Source organism: Actinomycetota bacterium (assembly GCA_040905475.1).
Taxonomy (GTDB): Bacteria; Actinomycetota; AC-67; order AC-67; family AC-67; genus DATFGK01.
Window position 1 is genome coordinate 1 of the sequence record JBBDRM010000096.1, and the last position, 21,889, is coordinate 21,889.

Annotated in this window: 32 protein-coding genes and 1 pseudogene; 21 read left to right on the plus strand and 12 right to left on the minus strand. The window is 65.6% G+C overall.

The features are described 5' to 3' along the window. Positions 1-230 precede the first annotated feature (230 nt). Genes WEB06_10565 through WEB06_10585 form a run of 5 tightly spaced genes read left to right on the plus strand, consistent with a single transcriptional unit; the run spans position 231 to position 2,785 of the window. On the plus strand, positions 231-602 hold the full coding sequence (locus tag WEB06_10565) for a metalloregulator ArsR/SmtB family transcription factor (protein ID MEX2556064.1): 372 nt from the start codon (positions 231-233) through the stop codon (positions 600-602). Further along, a complete protein-coding gene (locus WEB06_10570; protein MEX2556065.1) occupies positions 599-1,114 on the plus strand; it encodes a cupin domain-containing protein in 516 nt (171 codons plus the stop codon). Before WEB06_10565 ends, WEB06_10570 begins: the two co-directional genes overlap by 4 nt. 2 nt (positions 1,115-1,116) lie before the next feature. Next, complete coding sequence (locus tag WEB06_10575) at positions 1,117-1,539, plus strand: plastocyanin/azurin family copper-binding protein (protein ID MEX2556066.1); 423 nt, start codon at positions 1,117-1,119, stop codon at positions 1,537-1,539. Continuing rightward, positions 1,536-2,186, plus strand: coding sequence for an adenylate/guanylate cyclase domain-containing protein (locus tag WEB06_10580; protein ID MEX2556067.1), 651 nt, complete (start codon positions 1,536-1,538; stop codon positions 2,184-2,186). The genes WEB06_10575 and WEB06_10580 overlap by 4 nt, the downstream gene beginning before the upstream one ends. Before the next feature lie 11 nt (positions 2,187-2,197). After that, positions 2,198-2,785: a class I SAM-dependent methyltransferase gene (locus tag WEB06_10585; GenBank protein MEX2556068.1), complete on the plus strand. Its 588-nt coding sequence runs from the start codon at positions 2,198-2,200 to the stop codon at positions 2,783-2,785. A gap of 190 nt (positions 2,786-2,975) precedes the next feature. On the opposite strand, the gene WEB06_10590 is transcribed toward WEB06_10585, so the two are convergent. From WEB06_10590 to WEB06_10610, 5 genes are all read right to left on the minus strand, one after another. Then, positions 2,976-3,710, minus strand: coding sequence for a phosphocholine cytidylyltransferase family protein (locus WEB06_10590; GenBank protein ID MEX2556069.1), 735 nt, complete (start codon positions 3,708-3,710; stop codon positions 2,976-2,978). A 19-nt stretch (positions 3,711-3,729) separates the two neighbouring features. Next, positions 3,730-4,524, minus strand: coding sequence for a CDP-alcohol phosphatidyltransferase family protein (locus WEB06_10595; protein ID MEX2556070.1), 795 nt, complete (start codon positions 4,522-4,524; stop codon positions 3,730-3,732). Beyond that, positions 4,511-5,707, minus strand: a complete 1,197-nt coding sequence (locus tag WEB06_10600) for an aminotransferase class V-fold PLP-dependent enzyme (GenBank protein ID MEX2556071.1) — start codon at positions 5,705-5,707, stop codon at positions 4,511-4,513. The genes WEB06_10595 and WEB06_10600 overlap by 14 nt, the downstream gene beginning before the upstream one ends. A 487-nt stretch (positions 5,708-6,194) precedes the next feature. Further along, positions 6,195-6,827, minus strand: coding sequence for a methyltransferase domain-containing protein (locus WEB06_10605; protein MEX2556072.1), 633 nt, complete (start codon positions 6,825-6,827; stop codon positions 6,195-6,197). A 40-nt stretch (positions 6,828-6,867) separates the two neighbouring features. Then, entirely contained in the window at positions 6,868-7,446 is a 579-nt protein-coding gene (locus WEB06_10610) for a helix-turn-helix domain-containing protein (protein MEX2556073.1), read from the minus strand. Positions 7,447-7,633: 187 nt separating this feature from the next. On the opposite strand from WEB06_10610, the gene WEB06_10615 reads away from it, so the two are divergent. Together WEB06_10615 and WEB06_10620 are read left to right on the plus strand one after the other, a co-directional pair. After that, a complete protein-coding gene (locus tag WEB06_10615; GenBank protein MEX2556074.1) occupies positions 7,634-8,173 on the plus strand; it encodes a plastocyanin/azurin family copper-binding protein in 540 nt (179 codons plus the stop codon). A gap of 31 nt (positions 8,174-8,204) precedes the next feature. After that, a complete protein-coding gene (locus WEB06_10620; protein ID MEX2556075.1) occupies positions 8,205-8,744 on the plus strand; it encodes a DUF2269 domain-containing protein in 540 nt (179 codons plus the stop codon). A gap of 106 nt (positions 8,745-8,850) precedes the next feature. Here WEB06_10620 and WEB06_10625 read toward each other — a convergent pair whose 3' ends face one another. The 6 genes from WEB06_10625 to WEB06_10650 all read right to left on the minus strand — a co-directional run bounded on the left by WEB06_10625 (position 8,851) and on the right by WEB06_10650 (position 12,230). After that, entirely contained in the window at positions 8,851-9,435 is a 585-nt protein-coding gene (locus WEB06_10625; protein ID MEX2556076.1) for a hypothetical protein, read from the minus strand. Beyond that, positions 9,428-9,943 (minus strand): sigma-70 family RNA polymerase sigma factor, encoded by a 516-nt coding sequence (locus WEB06_10630; GenBank protein ID MEX2556077.1) that lies wholly within the window; start codon positions 9,941-9,943, stop codon positions 9,428-9,430. The genes WEB06_10625 and WEB06_10630 overlap by 8 nt, the downstream gene beginning before the upstream one ends. A gap of 75 nt (positions 9,944-10,018) precedes the next feature. After that, a complete protein-coding gene (locus WEB06_10635) occupies positions 10,019-10,528 on the minus strand; it encodes a cupin domain-containing protein (GenBank protein MEX2556078.1) in 510 nt (169 codons plus the stop codon). A gap of 26 nt (positions 10,529-10,554) precedes the next feature. Continuing rightward, positions 10,555-11,148: a class I SAM-dependent methyltransferase gene (locus WEB06_10640; protein MEX2556079.1), complete on the minus strand. Its 594-nt coding sequence runs from the start codon at positions 11,146-11,148 to the stop codon at positions 10,555-10,557. 2 nt (positions 11,149-11,150) lie between these two features. After that, positions 11,151-11,819 (minus strand): adenylate/guanylate cyclase domain-containing protein, encoded by a 669-nt coding sequence (locus tag WEB06_10645; GenBank protein MEX2556080.1) that lies wholly within the window; start codon positions 11,817-11,819, stop codon positions 11,151-11,153. Between the two features lie 126 nt (positions 11,820-11,945). Then, on the minus strand, positions 11,946-12,230 hold the full coding sequence (locus WEB06_10650) for a hypothetical protein (protein ID MEX2556081.1): 285 nt from the start codon (positions 12,228-12,230) through the stop codon (positions 11,946-11,948). A gap of 129 nt (positions 12,231-12,359) precedes the next feature. Between WEB06_10650 and WEB06_10655 the strand changes: the two genes are divergently transcribed. From WEB06_10655 to WEB06_10710, 12 genes and pseudogenes are all read left to right on the plus strand, one after another. Continuing rightward, on the plus strand, positions 12,360-12,650 hold the full coding sequence (locus WEB06_10655; GenBank protein MEX2556082.1) for a hypothetical protein: 291 nt from the start codon (positions 12,360-12,362) through the stop codon (positions 12,648-12,650). 47 nt (positions 12,651-12,697) lie between these two features. After that, entirely contained in the window at positions 12,698-13,141 is a 444-nt protein-coding gene (locus tag WEB06_10660; protein MEX2556083.1) for a plastocyanin/azurin family copper-binding protein, read from the plus strand. Positions 13,142-13,270: 129 nt separating this feature from the next. Continuing rightward, entirely contained in the window at positions 13,271-13,570 is a 300-nt protein-coding gene (locus tag WEB06_10665) for a hypothetical protein (GenBank protein MEX2556084.1), read from the plus strand. 127 nt (positions 13,571-13,697) lie between these two features. Continuing rightward, positions 13,698-14,810, plus strand: a complete 1,113-nt coding sequence (locus WEB06_10670) for an ABC transporter permease (GenBank protein ID MEX2556085.1) — start codon at positions 13,698-13,700, stop codon at positions 14,808-14,810. Positions 14,811-14,815: 5 nt separating this feature from the next. Beyond that, a complete protein-coding gene (locus WEB06_10675) occupies positions 14,816-15,922 on the plus strand; it encodes an ABC transporter permease (GenBank protein MEX2556086.1) in 1,107 nt (368 codons plus the stop codon). After that, the gene (locus tag WEB06_10680) at positions 15,919-16,764 is read left to right on the plus strand and encodes an ATP-binding cassette domain-containing protein (GenBank protein MEX2556087.1); all 846 of its coding nucleotides are present in this window, start codon (positions 15,919-15,921) and stop codon (positions 16,762-16,764) included. Before WEB06_10675 ends, WEB06_10680 begins: the two co-directional genes overlap by 4 nt. A gap of 113 nt (positions 16,765-16,877) precedes the next feature. Beyond that, positions 16,878-17,150, plus strand: coding sequence for a metal-sensitive transcriptional regulator (locus WEB06_10685; GenBank protein ID MEX2556088.1), 273 nt, complete (start codon positions 16,878-16,880; stop codon positions 17,148-17,150). Beyond that, positions 17,147-17,851: a response regulator transcription factor gene (locus tag WEB06_10690; GenBank protein MEX2556089.1), complete on the plus strand. Its 705-nt coding sequence runs from the start codon at positions 17,147-17,149 to the stop codon at positions 17,849-17,851. Before WEB06_10685 ends, WEB06_10690 begins: the two co-directional genes overlap by 4 nt. Beyond that, complete coding sequence (locus WEB06_10695) at positions 17,844-19,265, plus strand: ATP-binding protein (GenBank protein ID MEX2556090.1); 1,422 nt, start codon at positions 17,844-17,846, stop codon at positions 19,263-19,265. Before WEB06_10690 ends, WEB06_10695 begins: the two co-directional genes overlap by 8 nt. Then, on the plus strand, positions 19,265-19,468 hold the full coding sequence (locus WEB06_10700; GenBank protein MEX2556091.1) for an SHOCT domain-containing protein: 204 nt from the start codon (positions 19,265-19,267) through the stop codon (positions 19,466-19,468). Before WEB06_10695 ends, WEB06_10700 begins: the two co-directional genes overlap by 1 nt. Before the next feature lie 117 nt (positions 19,469-19,585). Then, a complete protein-coding gene (locus WEB06_10705; GenBank protein MEX2556092.1) occupies positions 19,586-19,852 on the plus strand; it encodes a glutaredoxin family protein in 267 nt (88 codons plus the stop codon). A gap of 47 nt (positions 19,853-19,899) precedes the next feature. Further along, positions 19,900-20,379 (plus strand): annotated as a pseudogene (locus tag WEB06_10710) (cytochrome c biogenesis protein CcdA). Positions 20,380-20,400: 21 nt separating this feature from the next. On the opposite strand, the gene WEB06_10715 reads toward WEB06_10710, so the two are convergent. Then, positions 20,401-20,727, minus strand: coding sequence for a hypothetical protein (locus WEB06_10715; protein ID MEX2556093.1), 327 nt, complete (start codon positions 20,725-20,727; stop codon positions 20,401-20,403). On the opposite strand from WEB06_10715, the gene WEB06_10720 reads away from it, so the two are divergent. Next, on the plus strand, positions 20,726-21,361 hold the full coding sequence (locus WEB06_10720; GenBank protein ID MEX2556094.1) for a redoxin domain-containing protein: 636 nt from the start codon (positions 20,726-20,728) through the stop codon (positions 21,359-21,361). The two genes, WEB06_10715 and WEB06_10720, sit on opposite strands and share 2 nt — an antisense overlap. A 77-nt stretch (positions 21,362-21,438) precedes the next feature. Beyond that, complete coding sequence (locus WEB06_10725; GenBank protein MEX2556095.1) at positions 21,439-21,864, plus strand: hypothetical protein; 426 nt, start codon at positions 21,439-21,441, stop codon at positions 21,862-21,864. Positions 21,865-21,889 lie beyond the last annotated feature (25 nt).

Below are 21,889 nucleotides of genomic sequence, written 5' to 3' on the forward strand. Positions count from 1 at the left end.
GATGGGGGGCACTCTGCTCCACTCCGTCGGCGGCACCGTGGTCTTGATCGTGATCCTGGTGCTGAACATCTACAAGCCTCAGGGCTTGACGCCCCACGGGTGGCGGAAGCAGCAGAATTGAGCGGACGCAGCACGAGGACTCCACGGCACTCGTGCCTTAGATCTCTGGGGGCGTCGATCGGCTTTTTGACAAAGATTCGGACCACGTGATTATATGAATAGCTATTCAGATGAAAGCGAGACGACCACCCGGACCAGGCGACCTGCACGAGCGGATCGCTCCGGCAAGGCTCGCTGAGCTTCGTCGGGTCGCGCCGTCGGGGGAGAAGCTCGACCGGCTCACCAACGCCTTCGGGCTGCTGGCCGATCCCCGCCGGCTGCGCATGCTCTCGGCGCTTCAGGCAGAGCCCGAACTATGCGTATGCGACCTGGCCGCCGTCGCCGGCATGGAGGAGTCCGCTGCCTCCCACGCCCTGCGCCTTCTGCGGGCGCACGGGGTAGTGAAGGCACGCCGGTGGGGGCGGATGATCTTCTACTCACTCTACGATGAGCGCGTTCGCGGGATCCTCGATGGCTCGATCCCGAAGACGAGGTCCCGGTGAGCGCGCCAAACGATCCGATCGTGATCTCGGCCGAGAACTCGACGGTGCTTTCTCTCGGGCCGATCTCCGCATGGGTGTTGCTGCGATCGGCAGATACCGGGGGCAGGTTCGGGCTCATCGAGTCGCCCATCCCGCCCGGGATCCTTGCGGCCCCGCTCCATACCCACAGCAGAGAAGACGGGTGGTGGTACGTCCTCGAAGGAAACTTCGCCGCCCAGGTTGGCGATCAGGTCGTTGATGCGGAAGCCGGTTCGATGGTCCGCGCGCCACGCGGCGTTCCGCACACCTACTGGAATCCCGGCCCCGGCCCCGCCACGTACCTGGAGATGTTCGCTCCCGGCGGACTGGAACGGTTCTTCGAGGAAACGGCGGACTTGCTGGCCGTCGACGCTCCCGACCTTGGAGCGATCCTGGAGCTTCCCTCGCGGTATGGACTGGAGCTCCTGTGGGAAAGCGTCGCCGAACTCCAGCAACGACACAACGTGCAACTCCCGGGATCGGGAAGGGGATGAGCATGCTCAGGAGACCTCGAGCCACAGCGCTTTTGGCCTCCGCGACCTTTCTGGCGCTCGTCGCCTGTGGGGGATCATCGGGAGATGGAACGCAGAGCAAGAGCGTTCGGATCATCCTGGGGCACCTGCGCTTCGCCCCGAGCTCTGTGACCGTGGAAGCGGGCACGACGGTGCGTTTCGTGCTCGCCAACTCCGACGCCATCGATCACGAGTTCGTCCTGGGCTCCGAGGACGTCCAGAACGAGCACGCGCGGATGCGCATGGGTGGCGGACACATGATGGACAGCTCAGGCGCCGTGTCGGTTCCTCCGAGCAAGACCGTTGAGCTGACACACACCTTCGACGAGCCGGGGACGGTGCTCTATGGATGCCACGTCGCCGACCACTATGAGCAGGGCATGAAGGGAACCGTGACCGTCACGTGAGCGACCGGACGTTCCTGTTCGCAGACCTCGCAGGCTTCACCGCGCTGACCGAAGCCCACGGCGACGTCGACGCCGCCGACGTCGCCGAGCGCTTCACCAAGCTCGCTCGCGCGTCACTCGTCGGGGGGTCGAAGCTCGTTAAGACGATCGGCGATGAGGCGATGATCGTCTCTTCGGATCCACTCAGTGCCGTCCGCACGGCGTTGCAGCTTTCGGCGGCGGTCAGCGACGAGGAACGTTTCCCGGGTCTGCGCGCCGGGATCCACTCCGGCAGCAGCGTCGAGCGCGACGGCGACTTCTTCGGCACCGCCGTCAACGTGGCGGCGCGCGTCGCCGCGCACGCACGCTCCGGTCAGATCCTGTGTACCGGATCCGTCGCGGATGCGGCGCGCTCGGTTGAAGGTGTCGACGTTCGCCAGGCGGGTCGCGGTCACTTCAAGAACGTCACCGAGCCGGTCGATCTGTTCGAGATCGTCGTCCGCGACGACGCCGGCGCCGACCTCGAGGTCGACCCGGTCTGTCACATGCGTATCGGGGCGGAGGCCGCGCCCGCGCGCCTGCCGTATGGGGACCGGACGTATCTGTTTTGCTCGTTCGAGTGCGCCCGCGCGTTCGCCGAACGGCCCGAAACCTACGCCGGGAGGTAGCCGTGCCCGAGATGGCAGGGATAGAGAAACGCGTGCTCGCGAGCCGGAGCTGGGCGGCGTTCTCGACCAGACTTGTCGCGCCCTGGGTGCTCCGGGTCGCGGAGCTTCCCGTCCAAGCAGAAGTCCTCGAGGTGGGCAGCGGTGGCGGCGGCAACGTCGAGGTGTTCGTGCGACGCTTCCCGGGCTGGCGGATCACCGCGTCGGACTACGACCCGGACATGGTGGAGCTGGCGCGACACCGGCTCGAGCCGCTCGCCGACCGTGTGAATGTGGCCCATGCGGACGCGACCTCGCTGGCCTTCCCCGATGGAAGCTTCGACCTCGTCATCAGCATCGGCGTGTGGCACCACGTCGGCGACTGGGGCAAGGCGCTCACCGAAGCTGCGCGCGTGCTACGTCCAGGGGGATACCTCGCCCTCGCCGACCTCCTCGAAGGCTTCTTCCCCGGGCCGATGAAGAAGCTGTTCCCACCCGAGACGCCCTACCGACTGTCCGACGTTCGCGACGCGCTCGGCCCGGCGGGCTTCTCGCGCTGGCGCGTACGACCGCTCCGCCGGCTCGCGTACCGGCTCGTCACGCAGGCTGCGGGAAAGGCATGAAAGGCCCGATCGAAGTCATCGCCTAGGAACCCCGGAAGTCCCTTGGGAAATTAACTCGGCAGCAAAGTGAGCGCTGTCAAAAGCTCTGAAGTCCTTCGACTGCTTCAGACTTCCAAGTTGGTCTTCCAGGCATATTCGCGAGGATGGTTCATAACGCGTGACGTAATGCTTATCACCCAGAACCTGAGCGTCAGGACACAGCACGGCCGAAGTACTCCTGAGCAAGGTGGTAGTCACTCAGGGTGTCGATCTCAACCCAGCGCAGACCCGTGATGTCGAGAGTCTTGAACGGCTCGCCGGCACGGATGATCGCGTCATACGCTACTTCGTAGTAGAGCTGATGATTGGCTTCATGCTCCATCATCTGCTCGAGCGTTGCGAAGAGCGCAGCGTTCGACCGTTCGTCGATCCTCTCGACGCCTATTGATTCACCGGCGGCGCTCGAAACCGGCAGCTCGTTTCCTATTCGGGCAACTGTCCCGTTTGCGTGGCACTGCACTTTGATGACCTCGTCGTCTACCCCCGAGCTATCGACGCAAACATAACTCGAAGCGCTGTCCGCTTCGACCAGTTGCCTGATGATCTCCTCCTGAAAGATCACGTCGCCATCTAACTTTATGAAGGATCCGCCCAAGAGGAGGTCTTTCGCGAGCATCAAGGAGTAGCCCGTGTTGGTCGTCTTGTATCTCTCGTTCGTCGCGAACGCGCAGTCCAGAAGCGGGAACGTACGTGCGACGTATTGCCGTATCTCTTTCTGCATATGTCCGCAGACGATCACGAACGATCGGATGTCGTATTTCACTAGTTTGCGGATCATGTGCTCAAGAGTGTTGGTGTCGCCGATCGGCAATAGCGACTTCGGCATTTCATTGGTGAGAGGCTGCATGCGGTTGCCCATGCCCGCCAGCAAGATGACTGCTTTCATGACTAACCGCTTGCCAAGATCATTTGCGCAGCGGATATGTTAGGGACTCCGGCCGGTTCACAAGCTGGCGACCGCGCTGTATGAGCCGAACCATGGCGATGGACATCTGGCCTAGCGCGAAAAGCCAGCACCACAGATCGGGCCGACCGATCAATGCCGCCAGCGCGCCCAACGTGACGTGTTCGGCTTCGTCGAGTGCGAAGAAGGCGCGATGCCGAAACCAGAGCCATTTGAGTTGCTGACGGAAGGTCTTAGGCTGAGCCTTCTGCGAATCGAGTTCGACGTATAAGTCGCGTCGGCGCGCGCTTGACTTGTCGAGGTAGTCCTTGTCCCTGCGAAGTGCACCAAATATTGTCTCCAGCTTGATGTAGTAGCGGAAAAGGAAGCCGGAGCACGAGAAGACCCCGAGCAAGAAGTAGTAACTGTGATCGGTAAGTTTGACTGCGGCAAGAGCCATCGCCACGTTGATAATGAGGATCTTCAGAACGTCAAGCGTTTTGTCCAGGTAGTCGCCGATCGCAGAGCTTCGGTTCGTGTACCGAGCTAGTTGACCATCCAGACAATCAAGGACATAAGACAACGGAAGTAGAACAGCCGCCAACAAGCTCAACCATCCGCCCACCACGATGAGGCCCGCACTGACGCCATAGAGAACGAAGGACGCCACGGTCACATGATTGGGCGTTAGGGCAGCGATCTTGCTGGCGCTTCGAAGGAGCTTGTTGGCGAGCCGCGGGTACCACAGGTCGCCCCAGTTGCTGAAGTAGTTCGGCTCGATCACAGAATCCAGAGGCGGATACTCACGACCGGGCATGGGCGACGCTTCCGCGTGGTGCGGGGATAGGAGGTTCTTGCTTTGCCGCGGCAAATCGCCGCATGATCTTCCGCAACTGGCGCAATGCATCCCGCGTGTCGTGCTTACGCAGTGCACCGATGTGTCCGATCTGAAAGATCTTGCCCTTCAGCACGCCCTTGCCCTCATAGACGACGATGCCCTCGGCCTTAAACTCCCGAGCGAGATTCTCGAAGGTGAGATAGCTCGGCAGCGTGATGCAGGTTACGACGCTCGACGTGTTTCCGTCGCCGTAGTCGGCGTACGGCAACTTCATTCGAGTCAGTTGTCTGCGGGTAAATTCGGCCCGGTCTCGAATGACCTGGCGAGAGCACTCTGCGCCTCGCTTGGTGATCTCTTTCAGTGAGGCATGCAATGACACGAAGACTTGCACCGCTGGTGTGTTCGGAGTTTGAGCGTGATCCCGCATGAACCGAAAATGCCGATGCAGATCTAGGTAATGACTCTGGGCGGAAGTGGGCTTGTGTCGCTCAAGCACGCTCTTCTTGACGACCAAGATTCCAACGCCGGGCATCGCCGAAAGGCCCTTGCCTGTAGCACCGACCAAGACGTCGACGCCCCATTGCTCAACGGAGATCCCCTCGGCCCCGATGCTGCTGATCGCATCAACAAAGATCAGCGTCCCGTGACGATGTGCAAGCTGTGCCACTTCAGCGACCGGATTCATCATGCCGCTACTGGTCTCATGGTGAACAAGGGCAACCAACTGGTAACGCTTCTGCCTCAGAGCCTCCTCGACCTTGCCGAGATCGATTTGCTCTTGCCATCGGAAAGGAAGGTGATCGACAGCGTCGTTGTGCAGCTTCGTGACGTCGAAGAGCCGTTCACCAAATTCACCGTTGCTGATGACGAGGGTGGGGCCGACGGCGCCGATGCTCGACAGGATCGTTTCGTTCGCCGCTGTTCCGGATCCGGTGATGAAGGCGATCTCGTAGAGGCTTTCTTCGCTCTCGATTCCGACCAGCGGTTTCAGCATGGTCACGCTTTCCAACATCAGCGAGGAAAATGCCGCCTCCCGATGGCCGATGGCTGTGTTTTTGACGGCGCGCTTAACCTGCCTGGAAAGCAGGACGGGCCCCGGGCAAAGCAAAACAGGCCGAGGTTTCTTGCCAAAGGCCTTGAGTAACTTGAGTAAATAGAACAATAGAGGTCCCTTCAGCGCCGAGATGACGGCTCGGTGAAAACTCCTAGAGCGGTAGAAATTGCCATCTTACTGTGGCCTGAGGCCTCCTTGCGTGTCGGGATGCGAAGGTGCGCTCACAAGAGTGAGGGCTCCATTTTGGCTGCACCGACCCGCGCGAGTTTCGTCCTGCCTGACCCAACCGGTCTATCGTGCCTGCATAGCGGAGGCGGAAGGAATCGAACCCACCCGGCCCGGTTAAGGGCCGCACCGGTTTTGAAGTCGCCTCCGAAGTGTCTACTGAGTCCGATGGCGTGGGCTGGAGCTGTCCATAGGGGTTGTCTGTGGAGTCGGCTCGCGTCGCTGAATTCGGGCGCCACGTGGTGTCAGAGAACCGCAAGGACGTTGCTATCGGGGCACGTAGTGGCTCCTATTCGCCTTGCGAGCGGAGCGTTCGACATGAGTCCACACCGCGTCGCAAGCGTCATGTCCTCTGGCGTCGAAGTCGCGCTCAGCCGGCACCAACTGGCTTTACCGCCTGCGCGTAGTGGATCCAAGGCCGGAGGTCACCTCTACGCGTCTGCTCGAAGCCGGCTTCCCGCACCATCGGCTCGAGCAGATGAACGGGATTGTTCCTCATGGCGGGACTGGCGTAGGGAGCACTCAGCAGGCGGCCGACTCGACTGTTGGGAGGTCGGAAGTCGGCGATGAGGACCGACCCGCCGGGGCGAAGGACGCGGAACATCTCGCGGATCACCTGCGGGCGCAAATCCTCGGGCAGGTGATGGACCACCAGGCTGCTTACCACGACATCATATGAGCCATCAGGCGCGTCGAGGGCCTCGGCGATCCCTTCGGAGAAGGTGCAGTTGGCGAGACCGGTGTGCCGGCGGGCGTATGCGATCATGTCTCCGGAGGGATCCACGCCCTGAGCCGTGCCGCCGGGCGTGACCGCTTCGGCCATCAGGCGCGTGAAGTACCCCGTGCCGCAGCCGACCTCGAGAACCCGGTCCCCCGGGCGGGCGCCGCTCTCGGCGGCCAAGCGGGCGTAGACGCTGCGTCTGCGGCCGCCGAAGAAGATCCCCGCCAGGACGTCGTAGCTGCGTGCATGGGCGATGAGCCTGCCGGGTGTGTGAGCGTCCACGTCACCGTGTCGAAGATGTCGTCTCACGGTCCATCCCCATTCAGCGCGGGCGGCGCAGACCTGCCAGCGTGACCGCAACAAGCCGGCGGACAGCGGCCTTTGACTGCATGTTCCTCGCCGCCGCGAGGGAGTGAAGGCAGTAGCTCGCAAGCTCGTCTGGCGCGACGTCGTCCCGCACGTCTCCCGAGGCTGCGGCTTCGGTCAACAACTCTCGGATCATGTGCCGGAGTTTCTTCTCCGCTCGGGGGACCTGTTCGTCCCGATGCAGGAACACCGCGAGCTCAGAGTTATGGTGTCCCTGTGACTCGTGAGCGATCAGCGCGTAGGCGTGCATGACGGCTTCGAGTCGCCCGCCGTCGTCGGTGGCTTGTTCTCGCACGTCGGCGAGATGCCCGAGGTGAGCATTGATCTGGCGCTCGTGCCACGCGTGCAGGATCGCCTCGACGTCGGGGAAGTACTTGTAGAGCGTTGCTCGTCCGATGCCGGTTTCCTCGGCGATCCGCGACATCGTCACGGCGAGCAGACCATGCTCGGCGGCGAGTGCTGCGGTGGTGTCCAGAACGGCTTCCCGCACCTCGCGGCGGTGGGATTCGATCGTGTCGTTCCAGAGCTTCGGCACACCCCGAGTATACATGATGACAAGAGGCGAGACATCTTGGTTTGACAGAGACACTCTGTCTCGCTAACCTCGCAACTCGGTGCGGGTCCAGAGATCGACGACGTAACCGCGGAGGCGACGGAAAATGAATGACCATCCGCCTTCCCCTCAGGCAGGGGTCGAACCCGGCCAAGGGGAGAAGCCTGGCATGCCGCGCTGGGTGAAGGTGTTTGTCATCGTTGCGGTCGTTTTGCTCGTGGTTGTCGTCATCGGGCTTCTCACCGGCCAACTCGGCCCCGGAGGTCCCCACGGCCCTGGCCGCCATCTGGGCGCCCGGAGCAACGCCACACCCGCCAGCGCTCAGCAGCAGAACACCGGAAACGTCGGAGGGCCGGCCGCCGCGAGCGAAGCGTCCCGCACGATCGAGGTCACGCTGCTCGACACGATGAGCTTCGAGCCGGCATCGATCAACGTGTCGGCGGGAGAGACGGTCACGTTCGCGGTGACCAATGCGGGCCGGGATGTCCACGAATTCACCCTCGGGGATGCCGCGATGCACCAAGAACATGCCCAGGCGATGGCCCACATACCCGCCGGGGTGACCCATAGCTTTCCCAACAGCCTTACGTTGCAGCCCGGGGAGACCAAGCGACTGACGTGGCGATTCGGTGACGCGGCGCTCGAGTTCGCGTGCCACGAGCGGGGTCACTACGAGGCAGGGATGCGCGGCCAGGTCATGGTCATTTGACTCAGGTTCTCAACCCCGAGGGATTGCGGCTATGACCATGGCCCCGGGCCTCCGCAAGTTCGCGCTCGCCGTGCATCTCACGCTCTCGATCGGTTGGATCGGCGCGGTGGCCGCGTACATGGCACTCGACGTTGCCACTGCGACGAGCCAAGAGGCTCAGCTCTTGCGTTCCGCGTACCTGGGGATGGACCTGATCGCGCGCAACGTCCTCGTCCCGCTGGCCTTCGCTTCGCTTATCACCGGGCTCGTCATGTCGCTGGGGACCAAGTGGGGCTTGTTCCGCCACTACTGGGTCCTGATCTCCCTGGTGATGACCATCATCGCAACCGCGGTCCTGCTGGTAGAAACGCGGACGATCAGCCACCTCGCCGGAGTCGCAGCAGACCCGACAACGTCGGCCGACAAGCTGCGAGCCCTGGGTAGCACGCTGGTCCACTCCGTCGGCGGCACCGTGGTGTTGGTAGTGATCTTGGTGCTCAATCTGTATAAGCCGCAAGGCATGACGCGGTACGGGTGTCGCAGGCAGCAAGAGGAGCGAACGCAGCGCGGTCGTACGGCTGCCGTGCCGTAGATCTAGTGACGCGTGTCGTGATCCGCTCGTCATGCAGGCGCGCTGTGTGGCCACTTGGGCAGACGTCGCGGTCGATGATGTCGAGGGGTTCGCGGACTCGCCAGTACTAGTCGAGCGCTGCGCGCCAGTCGGTCGCGACAGCTTGAGAGTACGGTTGGGTGAAACCGCATCCCCATGCGAAGCCTCCGTCGCCTGCCACCAATAGGCGCGAGCCTGGGTCGAGGGAGACGCTCGGTCCAGCGGAGGTGATGCCGCCCAGTGTGGACGCGCCCTTGAGCGTGATCTGCTCGCTGGTACCACCCTTGAACCACTCGCCGACGGTGAAGGTGACCTCGTCGCCGCTCACCGACTTCACCGAGCCGTCGAAGGCGACCTGCCGGTTGGCGAGCGTCTCGGGACTGTAGAGCTCGACGCAGGACGCAGCGCCCGGAGTAATCGGGCCGCTCCCTGGACCTGGTGCCGGTGTGTCCGCTCCTCGCGTCGCAAGCACGATGCCGCCGCCGGCCACGATCAGGACGGCCGCGGCAGCCGAAAGCGCGCCGGCGCGTGTGCGCAACCAGATGGTGCGTTGCTCGCTCATGACGATCCTTTCCTTCAGGGCCCGCGGGGCGGGATCCTCGGCGGAAGGGATCGCGGTGCCTTGCACGGGATCTGCGTCGCTTAGGCGGCGCAGCTCGTCGAACTCAGACATCGATCTCCTTCCGACGAGCCTGTGTCCGGGAGGAAGCGGATCCTGTCAGGCGGTCTCGAAGTCGCGCGCGGGCTCGGCTGAGGCGCAACGCTGCTGCGTTGGAGCTGCATCCGAGAACGATGGCGATCTGTGGGGCGCCGAGTCCTTCCCACGCCGCCAAGCGCAGGACCTCCCGGTCCTCGGGCCGCAGGGCCGACAAGGCCTCGATCACCCCTGGGTCTGATGAAGGTTCGGCGGACGCGGGTTCGGCGGCAAGGCGAGCGGCGAGGCGCAGCCGCCGGCGTTGGGAGCGCAGATGGTTGCCGACAACCTTGTAGGCGACGCCATACAGCCACGCCAGGCTCGACTCATCGTCCGGAACGTGGTCGAGCCGCCGCCAGGCAACGGTCAGGACCTCGGCGACGATGTCGTCCACATCTGAAGCGGGGACCCTGCGGCGCGCGTATGCCCATAGCGGCCCGTACGCGGACGCGAAGAGCCGGGTGAAGCGGTCTTCTCGCTCACCCATGTCGCTTGCTCTGACGCAGGGCTACTCCGAAAGGTTCCCCTGAAGCTCATACACAGGAGGCTTCAACCACTTCTCCTAGTCTCCTGTTAGCGAGACGCCGTGACGTTCCGAAAGAGTGGCCACGCTGTCGAAGTCCATCGCGAGTCCGAAGGATTCCAGCAGGTTGAATGCCTCCGGGGCGCTGGCCTTCTCATCGCCGATCAGGATCGCTCCCAGGCGCTCAAACATCAGTTCCAGCCCCGCGGGAGAGAAGATTTCGAGGTAGCGCGCAGGAGTATCACCGGGATTCCAATAGGTGTGTGGGACGCCTCGGGGCGCGAGGACGAGCGCCCCTTGACCGGCGTGCACCTCTTGGTCGCCGACTTGCGCGCCGAACTCGCCTTCGAGGACGTACCAGAAACCTTGCTCGTTGACGTGGGTGTGCATCGGTCCCGCAAGCACTCGCGGCTGGATCCCCGATTCGACGAGGCCGAAGGCGCCTGCCGTATCCGCTCCGGAAACCAGGATCCGCGCATCGATCTTGCCGAGTCTGATGAGAGCGGCGTCATCCGCACGAAGGACGATGCGTCCGACTGAGAAGTCCAACGATTTCCTCCCTAGTTCTGACCGTGCTACTCGCCTGCGGTCTGCGCCAGCGCGCGATACAGGAACGGACCCACGCTCGAGATCCGCCAGCGCGCAAAGCCTGCCTCGGGGATCGCAGCACGGACGTCCCGGATCGAGTAATGGCTCATCGGCGGGAACAGCTTCGCCACCGGTGGGGGGAAGAAGGCCGACGTGAGGTCGACGAGCAGGAGCTTGCCTCCGGGTCGCAGAACTCGAGCCGACTCCGCGAGCGCCTTCTGCCAGTCGCCGACGTGATGCCAGACGAACATGCTGATCATCAGATCGAAGCTCGCGTCGGGAAAGGCGAGCGAGGTCGCGTCGGCCTGTTCGACGCGCAGCCGGCTGTCGTAGCGCTCCAGCCTGGTGCGCGTCAGCGCGACCATCTCGGGGTCGTAGTCGCTGGCCGTGAAGCGCCAGCGGGGGAAGCGTCGGAGGAACATCTCGGCGTTGAATCCACCTCCCGAGCCCACCTCGAGCACGTCGGCGTCGGTTGGCAGCGGCGCGATGCGAAGCGCCCACGGCAATGTCATTCGCTGGGTGAGCGTCTTCCAGAGGTTGCTCTGAAGTACGCGTCGCTCGATCCCTTCCAGCTCGGGCATGTTCAGCCTCCCGTATAGGTGTCGGGCCGCTCGGCAAACGTGCGCGCGCAGTCGAACGAGCAGAAGAGCCATGTGCGTCCGGCGTAGACGAGCTGGCCCTGGGCTGTGCCTGACGCGATTCGCATCTGGCACACGGGATCAACATCGCTGGCGCCGTCGCGGTGTTGGGGATCGACGATCTCGAACAGGCGCACGGGCTCCGAAATGTTCTTGAAGTGTCCCAGGCCGGCGGCGATGGTCTCGATACCCGAGCCGGGAATGTTGGAGGCGACGGTGTCGGTACACAGGATCTGGCCCGAGCGCGCGTGACCCGCGACTCGCGCTGCCAGGTTGACGGCAGCACCGAAGAAGTCGGAATCCTGCTCCACGGCGGGACCGTGATGGAGACCGGCCCGCACGGCCGGGAAGAGCGACTCGGCTTTGACGGCCCGCGCCAAGGCAAGAGCTGTAGAGGCTCCTTCCCGCGGAGTAGAGGCGACGATCATCACCTCGTCGCCGATCGTCTTGACGAGTCGGGCGTCTCCGGCGAGCGCGTTCTTCGTGAGTGCCGAGAAGCGCTTGGCGATCTGTGCGGCGTCGAGATCTCCGTGCGCCTCGGTCAGGGCGGTGAAGCCCGATAGGTCGGCGAAAAGGAATGTTGCTTCAGTCGTTCTTCCATCCGCCTCGTTCATCTCCTCAGATGATGACGCATCGCCGCGGGACTCAACCAATCCGGCCCGCGACGCCGCCATACCAGGCCCGTGCGCGACGCCACTTCCAGCGAAGTGGCGTCGTCACGAACGAGCGTGAGGCTAGCACTAGCCGCCCATGATGCCGCCGGTGTGATGGCCACCCATCATGCCGTTCGAACCCATCGTGGCTGCGCCCATTTGACCGTTCATCATCTGCGTGTGGAGCTGGTCGCATTGCGCCTGAGCGGCGGCAGGCATCTGGGAATGAAGCTGCTGCATGGACACGCCGTGCTCTTGGGCCATCTGCTGCTGGCAGGTTCCCTGCTGCGGGCTCCCGGCAACGGCGTAGCCGACGCTGAGCGCGACGAGCGCGGCGAGCGCTACTCCGACGAAGATCCAGCGAGCCTTCATATCGGTCACCTCCGTTTCTGATGCGAAGGTAGCCGGGTTGTGTGTTGGGGAGATGAAGGATTCGGGTTGAGGGCATGAAGGACAAGCGGGACGGGGCAGGCGGGTCTGCCGGTTGGTAGCCTTGGGGCCGTGCGGATCGGATCTGGGAGGTCGCGGATCCCGGCGGCCCTGCTGCTGGTCGTGGCCGTTCTGTGCCTCGCTCTTGCGATGCATGCCGCCGCGATGGGCGATCACGTCATGTCGATGCTCGGCGCCTGCCTGGCCGTCCTGGTCGCGATCGTTCTGACGCTTTGGATACCGGTCGCTTCGTCGCTCCGGCTCGTCGGCCCTGACCGGCCGACGATCCGTTGGATCGCCCCCGGAGCGAGTCCGCCTCGCGGCCGATACCCGCCGGACGAGGGAACCGTCCTGCGACACTGATTCCTTCCGATCGCGATCCTTCCTTACAAACGAGATTCGGAGGAGTGATGCCTGTGTTCAAGCTCAAGTTCTTGGCCGTCCCGGCAGCTGCGGGTTTGCTGGCTCTTGCCGCGTGCGGCGGTGGTACCGATGCGGGACCGACGTCCGGGGGAGAGGTTCGCACTGTCGAGGTCAGGGCGCTCGACACCTTGCGCTTCGAGCCCGCTTCCCTCAGCGTTACCAAAGGCGAGAAGATCCGGTTCGTCGTGACCAACTCAGGGAAGATCGACCACGAGTTCGTCGTCGGCGACGAAGAGACACAGATGGCCCACGAGGACCAATCCGGTGAGATGGACCACATGGCCGCCGAGTCACTGGCGGCGCTGGACCTGAAGCCCGGCGAGACCAAGGAGGCGACCGTCACGTTCGACGAGGCGGGCAAGGTCTTGTTCGGCTGCCACGAGCCGGGTCACTACAACGGCGGGATGGTCGGAACGATCACCGTCGGCTAGGCACGATTCGATACGAAGCGAGGGCCCGCGCGAGCGGCCCTCGCTTCTTCATGCGGCGCACACATCTCGCGCACGACCTCCACACACCTACGGCGTAGGGGTATGGCGTGACTTCGAAGGAGGTGCGTCATGAAGGCGATCGGGATCGGAATCGTGGGTCTCGTCGTGGTCGTGGCAATCGCCGTTGCCGCGATCGGCGGCTCTGCCGGAACCGCTCCGGCGACGGGCTGGCCATCGAACGGCGTCCCGCACGAGCAGCTCGAGTCGGACCGGATCATGACCCAGCAGATGGGCGTCGATGTCGGTCCCGGGATGCAGGCTGGGATGCCGGCCAACGGCATGCTCGGTCGCTCGATGAGCGCGAGCTACGTGCGGATGCTCGAGCAGCATGCCACCGACATTGATCGGATGCTCGCCCGCCGGCCGTAGCGGAGGTGGCGGAGATGTCGTGGGATTGGTTGCTCCTGGTCGCGATCGTCGTCTGCATGGCGGCCGCCGCGTTCGTCTGGTTCTACGCCCTGGAGCGGGCTCGTCGTCGCGAGCGGAAGGCGCGGAGGTGAACCTTGTGCTGGGTGCTCGAGTTCCGGTCGCTCGCCGGAACATCCTCGCCGACCGCAGGCGGCTCGTGACCGGTGTCTTCGGTGTCGGCGCGGCGATCGCGCTGATCTTCTTGCTGCAGAGCCTGTGGGGCGGCTTCCAGGTGCAGCTCGGCTCCTATGCGAAGAATGTGGGCGCCCAGGTCTTCGTTGGTGACCTCGGGACGCGCACGTCGTGGGAGTCGTCGGTCGTGCCGCTCGCGGCGATCGACCAGATCCGCGCGATCCCGGGTGTCGAGCGCGCGGATCCGATCTTCCTCCGCTCCACGATCCTCACGCTCCATGCGCGCAAGGTCTTCGCCGCGCTCGTCGGATACGAGCCTGGAGCGCTCGGCGGGCCGTGGCGGATCAGCGCAGGACACGGTGTGCAGACCGCCGGCGAGGTGGTCATCGACCGGACGCTCGCCCGCCAGCACGACATCGGACTGGGCGATGCGCTCGAGGTCCAGGGCGCGCGGTTCCGCGTGGTCGGGCTGTCGGATGGGACGCGGACCTGGATGAGCGCGTACGTCTTCGTGTCCCGCGAGGCCGCCGCCGGCCTTTATAAGACATCGGGAACGGCGAGCTTCATCCTCGTCGAGACGACGCAGCCCGCTGCGGTGTCGGCTCGCATCGCTCGCGAGGTCGCTCTCACGCCGCTCGAAGTTCGCGAGCTGGTTCGGAACGATCGCAAGCTGATCGCTGCGATCATGCAAGGACCCATCGAGCTGATGGTGCTCATAGCCTTCGCCGCCGGCACGCTCATCGTCGCTCTGACCGTCTACTCGCAAGTCGTCGAACGCGTCCGCGAATACGGGATCGTCAAGGCGCTGGGCGCCGGATGGAAGCGCCTGTTTGCGATCGTGCTCGGACAGACCTTGGTTCTCGCGGCGCTCGGTCTCATCGCAGGCTTCGGGTTGTCCAAGGCAGGGGGCTGGCTGGTGATCTGGCTGCGCCCGCAGTTCTGGCTGAGCCTCTCCGGAACGCAAGCGCTCCAGGTCGTAGGCGCGGCCGCGGCGATGGCGCTGCTCGCCGCCGTCGTCCCGACGCGGCGGATCGCGCGCCTCGACCCGGCGAGCGTGTATCGAGGGTGATGGCGATGGCGGCTCCGATCGGCCGGCGCAACCTCTTCGCCGAACGACGCCGCGCGTTGCTCGGCATCGCAGGCGTCGCCACGGCGCTGCTGCTGGTGCTCGCGCTCAACGGCATCTTCGCCGGCGTGATGCGCCAAGTCACCAAAGTGATCGACGAGTCGCCGGCCGATGTGCTCGTCGCGCAAGCCGGAGTGCGCAACATGCACATGGTTTACTCCGTCATCCCCGCCGAGTCTGTGGAACGCGTTCGCGCCATGCCGGATGTCGCATGGGCGGAGCCGCTTCTGTACGACCTCGACGCCGTCGTCGGTCACAACGGCGAGCGTCAGAACTCCTATGTGTTCGGCTACGTGCCGGGTCGGCGCGGCGGCCCGAGCAGACTGATCGCCGGCGCGGCGCCCGGTCCAGAAGAGATCGTGCTTGACCGACTCGGCGCGCAGCGGATCGGCGCGCGCGTGGGCTCGAGTATCGAGGTTTTCGGTGCACGTTGGCGCGTCTCCGGCCTGACCGACGGGTTGACCAACATCACCAACACCGTGTCCTACGTCCGGCTCGAAGACTTCGCCCGCGTGCGGCAGACCGCCGGCGTCGTGAGCTACGTGCTGGTCGGCGCGCGCGCTGCGCCCGGGGCGCTGGCGCGCCGGATCTCGACTGCGACCGGGCTCTCAGCGCTCACGCGAGCGGAGTTCTCCGCGCAGGAGCGCAGGGCCGTCCAGGACATGTCGACCGACCTGATGCGCATCATGACCGTCGCCGCGTTCGCCATCGGGCTCGCGGTCGTCGCGCTGACGCTGTACGCGTCGACCCTGTCGCGGCTTCGCGAGGTCGGTGTGATGAAAGCGATCGGGGCGCGCTCGGGTCTACTCGGCCGGGTCGTCATCTCTCAGGCGGTGTGGACGGTGGGCGCGGCGCTGTCGCTGGCCGTTCCGCTGACGTTCGGACTCGGCTGGGTGGTCGAGCGCGCGTCGGGGAGTATCTCGCTCGCGGTCGAGCCGGGCTCCGTGGTGACCGCTGCCGTCGCGGCGGCAGCGCTGGGTGCGCTCGGCGCGCTCGTGCCGCTGATCAAAGTCTCTCGAGTCGATCCCGCCACTGTCTTCCGGAGGGCATCATGAACGAGATCGCGATCCGAGCCCAGGGGCTCACCAAGACATTCGGGGAAGGCGATGTGCAGGTGCGGGCCGTCCGCGGCGTGGATCTGGAAGTGCGCCGCGGCGAGGTCCTGCTGATCATGGGGCCCTCCGGCAGCGGGAAGACGACGTTGCTGTCGATGCTTGGCGGCATGCTTCGCCCGAGTGAAGGACGCCTTGAGATAGACGGCGTCGATCTCGCGTCCTTACCGGAGTCGAAGCTGCCCACATTCCGCGCGCGCCGCTTCGGCTTCGTGTTCCAGGACTTCAACCTGCTGTCGGCGTTGAGCGCCGAGGAGAACGTCGAGTTCGCCCTCAATCTCGGAGGCGAGAGCGGCAAGAAGGCGCGCGAGCATGCCCGGACGTTGTTGCGGGGCTTCGGGTTGGGTGAGCGGCTGCGGTTCAAGCCGCACAAGCTCTCGGGCGGGGAGAAGCAGCGGATCGCGATCGCCCGGGCGCTTGCGAACGAGCCGGCCGTGATCCTGGCCGACGAGCCGTCGGCGAACCTCGATTCCAAGATCGGCCACGAGATCGCCCGGCTGCTCCGGAGGGCCGCGTCCGAGCAGGGACGCGCGGTGGTGATCGTGAGCCACGACCAGCGCCTGAAGGACATCGCCGACCGGATCCTGTGGCTCGAGGACGGAGAGTTCCGGGCCATCAGCCAGATGGCCACCGACCCGGTTTGTGGCATGGCCGTGGAACGCGGCGGGACGCCCCATTTCAGCCTGGACGGCCAGACCTACTTCTTCTGCTCGACCGCCTGCCGCGACGAGTTCGCCGCCTCCCCACCGGCCCGCTTCCGCGTCGCCGCTGGAGGGGCGCGATGAGGACATCTCCGGCCAACGGACCTGCCAAAGCGAGGCCGTTCGACCCTGCCCGATCGCGGCTGCCGGCGCGACGCTATGCCGTGCGGGGGTACCGCACGAAAGTCGAGGACGAGGTGACCAGGAGCCACCAGGAGGAGGTGCTCGGCCGGCTCCGCCGGATCGAGGGCCAGGTCTCTGGCATCCGCAAGATGCACGAGGAGGGCCGCTACTGCATCGATGTTCTCGACCAGATCTCCGCCGCGCGCGCCGGCCTCGACGCCGCCGCGCTGCTCATCCTCGAAGACCACGTGAATAGTTGCGTGCGAGACGCCGTCGACGGCGCCGAGCGTGACACCAAGACCTCCGAGATGCTCGACGCCGTCCGGCGTTTCGTAAGGAGCAAATGAGCATGGGATCCGCGACGGTTCTTGTGGTCGACGACGAGCGGAAGATCCGCGACACGGTTCGCTCGTATCTTGAGCGCGACGGGTATGCGGTGCTCGTCGCCGACACCGGACAGCGCGCGATCGAGGCAGCAGCGCGCGCAACACCCGATCTGGTCGTGCTGGATCTGATGCTTCCCGATCTCTCCGGTGAGGAGGTCGCACGGTCGCTCCGTGCCGTCTCCGAGGTGCCGATCATCATGCTCACCGCGAAGGCCTCGGAGGAAGACCGGGTCGCCGGGCTGAAGCTCGGCGCCGACGACTATCTCGTTAAGCCGTTCAGCCCCCGTGAGCTGCTCGCGCGCGTCGAAGCGGTCCTGCGTCGAAGCCGCGGAGGCAGTGCATCCGCAGCGACATCCTTCGATGGGGGCAGGCTTCGCATCGATCGGGAGACGCGCGAGGTCGCCGTCGATGACGAGGCGGTGTCACTGACGCGCAGCGAGTTCGATCTGCTCACGGCGCTCGCATCGCGGCCTGCGCGCGTCTTCTCGCGCTACGAGCTGGTGACGCGCGTGCAGGGCTACGACTACGAGGGCTACGAGCGTGCGATCGACGTCCACGTCAAGAACCTGCGCCGCAAGCTCGGCGAGGATCCGCACCACCCGCGCACCATCCTCACGGTGACCGGCGTCGGCTACAAGTTCGGAGGCAAGCCGGATGCCTAGGACGTTCTCGTTCAAGCTCGGCGCCGCGTTCGCAGGGATCGGGATTGCCGCTGCGGCGCTGACCGCGATCCTGGTGAACGTCGCGTTCGGATCGCGCTTCACGGGCTATCTCGACTCCCAGCGCGCCGCGCGCACCGAACAGCTCGTGGACGCGCTCGCGGACTCCTACGACCGGTCGGACGGTTGGGACACCTCGGATCTGGAGAAGCTCGCACCCCTGGCACTGATGGACGGCGGCACCCTGCGGCTCGAAGACACCTCAGGGAGTCGCGTCTGGGAGGCATCGTCGGCAGCGCTCGGCGATCATTACGCGACGGCCCACCGCGCGATGATGAATAGCGGCGCGCTCGGACCGGAACGCCGGCTGGCGATCTCGGTCGACGGGAAGGGGGTCGGCGTGGCATGGGTTCGGATCCCCGAACCGGGCGTGCTTCCTGCCGACGTCTCGTTCCGCTCTGCGGTCAACCGCCTGCTGCTCTACGGTGGCATCGCCGCCGGGCTGGCCGCCTTGCTGCTGGGCATCGTGCTCGCCCGCCGCGCGACCGCGCCGGCCCGCGCGCTGACCGGCGCCGCCCGCGCGCTCGCGTCGGGCGACCGAGCCCAGCGCGTGGACTATCAGGCCGCCGACGAGTTCGGTGAGATGGCTCAGACGTTCAATCTGATGGCTGACACGATCGAGGAGGAGGATCGCCTGCGGCGCGTCTTCGCCTCCGATGTCGCCCACGAGCTTCGTACGCCGCTTGCGATCCTGCGCTCTGAGATCGAGGCGCTTCAGGACGGCGTTCGCACCTCGACGCCGGCTGCGCTCGGGTCGCTTCACGAGGAGACGCTTCGGCTGACCCGGCTCGTCGGGGATCTCGAGACCCTCGCCCGGGCCGACGCGGCGGGCTTCTCGCTCGAGCGCGCGCCTACCGATCTGGCGACGCTCGCGCGCGAGACGGTCGCCGAGTTCGAGCCGTTCTTCGGCGATCGAGGCATCCGCATCGAGGCACGCCTCGAAGCTGCGCCCGCCGAGGCAGACCCGGTCCGCATGCGCCAGGTGATCTCGAATCTGCTGTCCAACGCCTTGAAGTTCTCGCCCGACGGTGGCCGGCTCACCGTCGAGACTACGCAGGACGGTGCGTGGTCGGTGCTACGCGTTGCAGACGAAGGCCACGGCATCCCGGCCGACGAGATCGCCCGCGTGTTCGACCGGTTCTTCCGCGGCACCGGCGCGCGCGGAACGGGCTCGGGGATCGGACTGACCGTGGTGCGAGAGCTGGCGCGCGCGCACGGCGGAGATGCTTCGGTGTCGAACGAAGCCGGCCGGGGAGCAGCCTTCGCGGTGCGGATCCCTTCATCGGCTCCTCGCGCCGTCCACACAGTCTCTTCATCCCGCGACGCTACGGTGGGGTCGAACGAAGGGAGGACATGATGTGGCACTGGGGTTGGGGTTGGTGGATGGGCTTCGGAATGGTCGCCTTCTGGGTACTGGTCGGTGTCGGTATCTGGTTACTCGCCCGGACTTCGCCGCCTCGCGATCACAGCCCGAGGGAGATCCTCGCGGAGCGGTTCGCGCGTGGCGAGATCTCCGCCGAGGAGTACGACGAGCGACGCCGCGTACTGACCAAGCGATAAACCCCCAAGTTCCCCAAGAAGGCCCCGCATCCCCCGCGGGCCTTCATCGTGTGTCCGGCGGTTCTTCACATCCTCCACACATCGTTTTCCGACCATGGCGGTGATGGAGGACCGCTCATGACACCGCCGACTCTGACTCTGGTTGTCTCGTCCTCGTGCCACCTGTGCGAGGACGCGAGGCGGTCTCTTGAAGAGCTCGCATCCGAGTTCCGGTTGGACGTCCGGCTCGTGGACGCCGCCTCGCCGGAAGGCTGGGCGTTGCTGGCTCGCTACCGCGCCGGCCTGGTTCCGCTGGCGATCCTGGACGGCGAGTGGTTCAGCGCCGGTCGGCTGCCACGTCGCAAGCTCCGCAAGGCGCTCGAGGCAAGGCAGGTTCCGGCGTGAACCTGCTCGCCGGCGGATCGATCCTGGCGGCGTTCTTCGCGGGATCGGTGGCGCTGTTCAGCCCGTGCTGCATCGTCTTCCTGCTCCCGGCGTATCTCGCCTCCGCGCTCAAAGGCCGGCGCTGGGCCCTGTTCCCGCTGACGGTCGTGTTCGCGGCCGGACTCGCGGCCGTGATCCTGCCGCTGACGCTGGGCGTCGGGCTGCTGGCTTCCACGCTGACCCGCTACCACCTGCCCCTGTACATCACCGGCGGGCTGCTGATGCTGACGCTGGGCGGGCTCGCGATCGCGGGCCGTTCATGGAGCATGGCCGGCCTCCGCGCGCCGGCGTTGCGCTCGGACGCCGGTGGCGTGTTCGCGCTCGGCGTCTTCTCCGGGATCGCCTCATCATGCTGCGCGCCCGTGCTCGCCGGCGTGCTGGCCCTGTCCGCGCTGGCCGGGTCGCTGCCGGGATCCATGGCTCTCGGCCTGGCATACGTGTTCGGGATGGTGTTCCCGCTCCTCGTGATCGCGCTCGCTTGGGACCGATTCCGCCTGGGCGAGCGGAAGCTACTCGCCGGTCGCGAGGTCACGCTGCGTGCCGCAGGCCGCCTGCTCCGGACCTCCACCACAAACCTGCTCGTCGGGGCCGCGTTCATCGCGATGGGCCTCGGCGTGATCGCGCTGGCGCTGCTCGGCGACCCCACGGACGCCCCAGCGTTCCAGGTCGGCATCGGTCGGTTCCTCACCCGCGTGTTCGGCTCGGTGTTGACCGCTCTCGAGGACGTGCCGGAGGCGCTGCTGGGCGTGCTGCTTCTCGGTTTCGCCGGGCTGGTCGGCTGGCTGGGGATCCGCGGCGCGAAGAGAGCTTCGTCGAACCGGAGGGGGTCCTGCCATGACCACCAAGACGTTCACCATGCCGCGGACACCGAGCCGCAAACAGCAGGCACGGCGGCTCGCTCATCGACGCCGCCGACACAAGGTCTGGCGCACGCGGGCGCTGATCGTTGTGGGCCTCGCCGCACTCGGGGCGATGTTCTGGGCGCTCGGACGCGACGGCGGCGGATCCGGGACGATCGCAACCGGCGAGCCCGCTCCCGCCTTCTCGCTCGCGACTACCGACGGTCGGACCATCTCGTTGGCCAGCCTTCAAGGGCGCAACGTGCTGCTCTACTTCAACGAGGGCGTCGGTTGCGACTCGTGCTTCAGCCAGCTCGTGGAGATCGAGAAGTCCCAGGCGCGACTCGACGAGCTCGGCGTCACGCTGTTGCCCTTTATGCCGAACCCGGCCCCCGAAGTTCGTCGCGAGCTCGCGCGTTTCGGGCTGCGCACCCCCGCGCTGATCGATTCGTCGCTTGCCGTCGCGCGCGCCTTCGACACGCTCGGGCGTGGCCACCACGCCAACCTGCCCGGCCACAGCTTCATCCTTGTGGACCAGGCGGGGACGATCCGCTGGCGCGGCGACTATCCGAGCATGTATGTGGCGACCGCCGAGCTGCTCGAGACGATCGGCTCGCGGTTGGAGGGGTGAGCCTTCTTCATCTGAGGCTCGCGGGGTCCACACACCGTCTTCATCCCACGCGCCTATCGTTGCATCAGGAGGAGACCATGCAGGCCACGATCGCACACCCGAGCCGGTCTCCACGGATCCGGCGAAGCGTTCGTGTCGGTGCTGCCGCCTCGGCCATCCTTGCCGCCTTCTATGTCTCGGTCGTGTGGGGCGCCTCCCGGTCGGCAGGACACCTCGCTGATCAGATCGCGAGTGACTGGTACTTCCTCGTCCCGATCATGGCGGGCTTCGGCATCCAGATCGGGCTCGTCTCCGAGCTTCGACGGCGCCACCAGATGCGCGGCGCCGCTGCCGCGACGGGGGCGGCCGGCGCGGGATCCTCCACGGTCGGGATGATCGCCTGCTGCGCCCACCACATCGCCGACCTCGCACCGTTCATCGGCGCGACCGGTGCGGCGGCATTCCTCACCGACTATCGATCGCGTTCATGGGCGTGGGCCTCGGCGTCAACGCCCTGGGGGTAACGATCGCGTGGCGACGGCTTCGGCG

Excerpts from the sequence above, each read along its gene's own strand:
- WEB06_10565 (MEX2556064.1), top strand. The coding sequence starts at position 231 with ATGAAAGCGAGACGACCACCCGGACCAGGCGACCTGCACGAGCGGATC.
- WEB06_10690 (MEX2556089.1), top strand. The coding sequence starts at position 17,147 with ATGAGCATGGGATCCGCGACGGTTCTTGTGGTCGACGACGAGCGGAAG.
- WEB06_10620 (MEX2556075.1), top strand. The coding sequence starts at position 8,205 with ATGACCATGGCCCCGGGCCTCCGCAAGTTCGCGCTCGCCGTGCATCTC.
- WEB06_10720 (MEX2556094.1), top strand. The coding sequence starts at position 20,726 with ATGACCACCAAGACGTTCACCATGCCGCGGACACCGAGCCGCAAACAG.
- WEB06_10595 (MEX2556070.1), bottom strand. The coding sequence starts at position 4,524 with ATGCCCGGTCGTGAGTATCCGCCTCTGGATTCTGTGATCGAGCCGAAC.
- WEB06_10715 (MEX2556093.1), bottom strand. The coding sequence starts at position 20,727 with ATGGCAGGACCCCCTCCGGTTCGACGAAGCTCTCTTCGCGCCGCGGAT.
- WEB06_10650 (MEX2556081.1), bottom strand. The coding sequence starts at position 12,230 with ATGAAGGCTCGCTGGATCTTCGTCGGAGTAGCGCTCGCCGCGCTCGTC.
- WEB06_10575 (MEX2556066.1), top strand. The coding sequence starts at position 1,117 with ATGCTCAGGAGACCTCGAGCCACAGCGCTTTTGGCCTCCGCGACCTTT.
- WEB06_10665 (MEX2556084.1), top strand. The coding sequence starts at position 13,271 with ATGAAGGCGATCGGGATCGGAATCGTGGGTCTCGTCGTGGTCGTGGCA.
- WEB06_10705 (MEX2556092.1), top strand. The coding sequence starts at position 19,586 with ATGACACCGCCGACTCTGACTCTGGTTGTCTCGTCCTCGTGCCACCTG.
- WEB06_10645 (MEX2556080.1), bottom strand. The coding sequence starts at position 11,819 with ATGAACGAGGCGGATGGAAGAACGACTGAAGCAACATTCCTTTTCGCC.
- WEB06_10590 (MEX2556069.1), bottom strand. The coding sequence starts at position 3,710 with ATGAAAGCAGTCATCTTGCTGGCGGGCATGGGCAACCGCATGCAGCCT.
- WEB06_10680 (MEX2556087.1), top strand. The coding sequence starts at position 15,919 with ATGAACGAGATCGCGATCCGAGCCCAGGGGCTCACCAAGACATTCGGG.
- WEB06_10640 (MEX2556079.1), bottom strand. The coding sequence starts at position 11,148 with ATGCCCGAGCTGGAAGGGATCGAGCGACGCGTACTTCAGAGCAACCTC.
- WEB06_10700 (MEX2556091.1), top strand. The coding sequence starts at position 19,265 with ATGTGGCACTGGGGTTGGGGTTGGTGGATGGGCTTCGGAATGGTCGCC.
- WEB06_10615 (MEX2556074.1), top strand. The coding sequence starts at position 7,634 with ATGCCGCGCTGGGTGAAGGTGTTTGTCATCGTTGCGGTCGTTTTGCTC.
- WEB06_10660 (MEX2556083.1), top strand. The coding sequence starts at position 12,698 with ATGCCTGTGTTCAAGCTCAAGTTCTTGGCCGTCCCGGCAGCTGCGGGT.
- WEB06_10630 (MEX2556077.1), bottom strand. The coding sequence starts at position 9,943 with ATGGGTGAGCGAGAAGACCGCTTCACCCGGCTCTTCGCGTCCGCGTAC.
- WEB06_10725 (MEX2556095.1), top strand. The coding sequence starts at position 21,439 with ATGCAGGCCACGATCGCACACCCGAGCCGGTCTCCACGGATCCGGCGA.
- WEB06_10695 (MEX2556090.1), top strand. The coding sequence starts at position 17,844 with ATGCCTAGGACGTTCTCGTTCAAGCTCGGCGCCGCGTTCGCAGGGATC.
- WEB06_10585 (MEX2556068.1), top strand. The coding sequence starts at position 2,198 with ATGGCAGGGATAGAGAAACGCGTGCTCGCGAGCCGGAGCTGGGCGGCG.
- WEB06_10675 (MEX2556086.1), top strand. The coding sequence starts at position 14,816 with ATGGCGGCTCCGATCGGCCGGCGCAACCTCTTCGCCGAACGACGCCGC.
- WEB06_10625 (MEX2556076.1), bottom strand. The coding sequence starts at position 9,435 with ATGTCTGAGTTCGACGAGCTGCGCCGCCTAAGCGACGCAGATCCCGTG.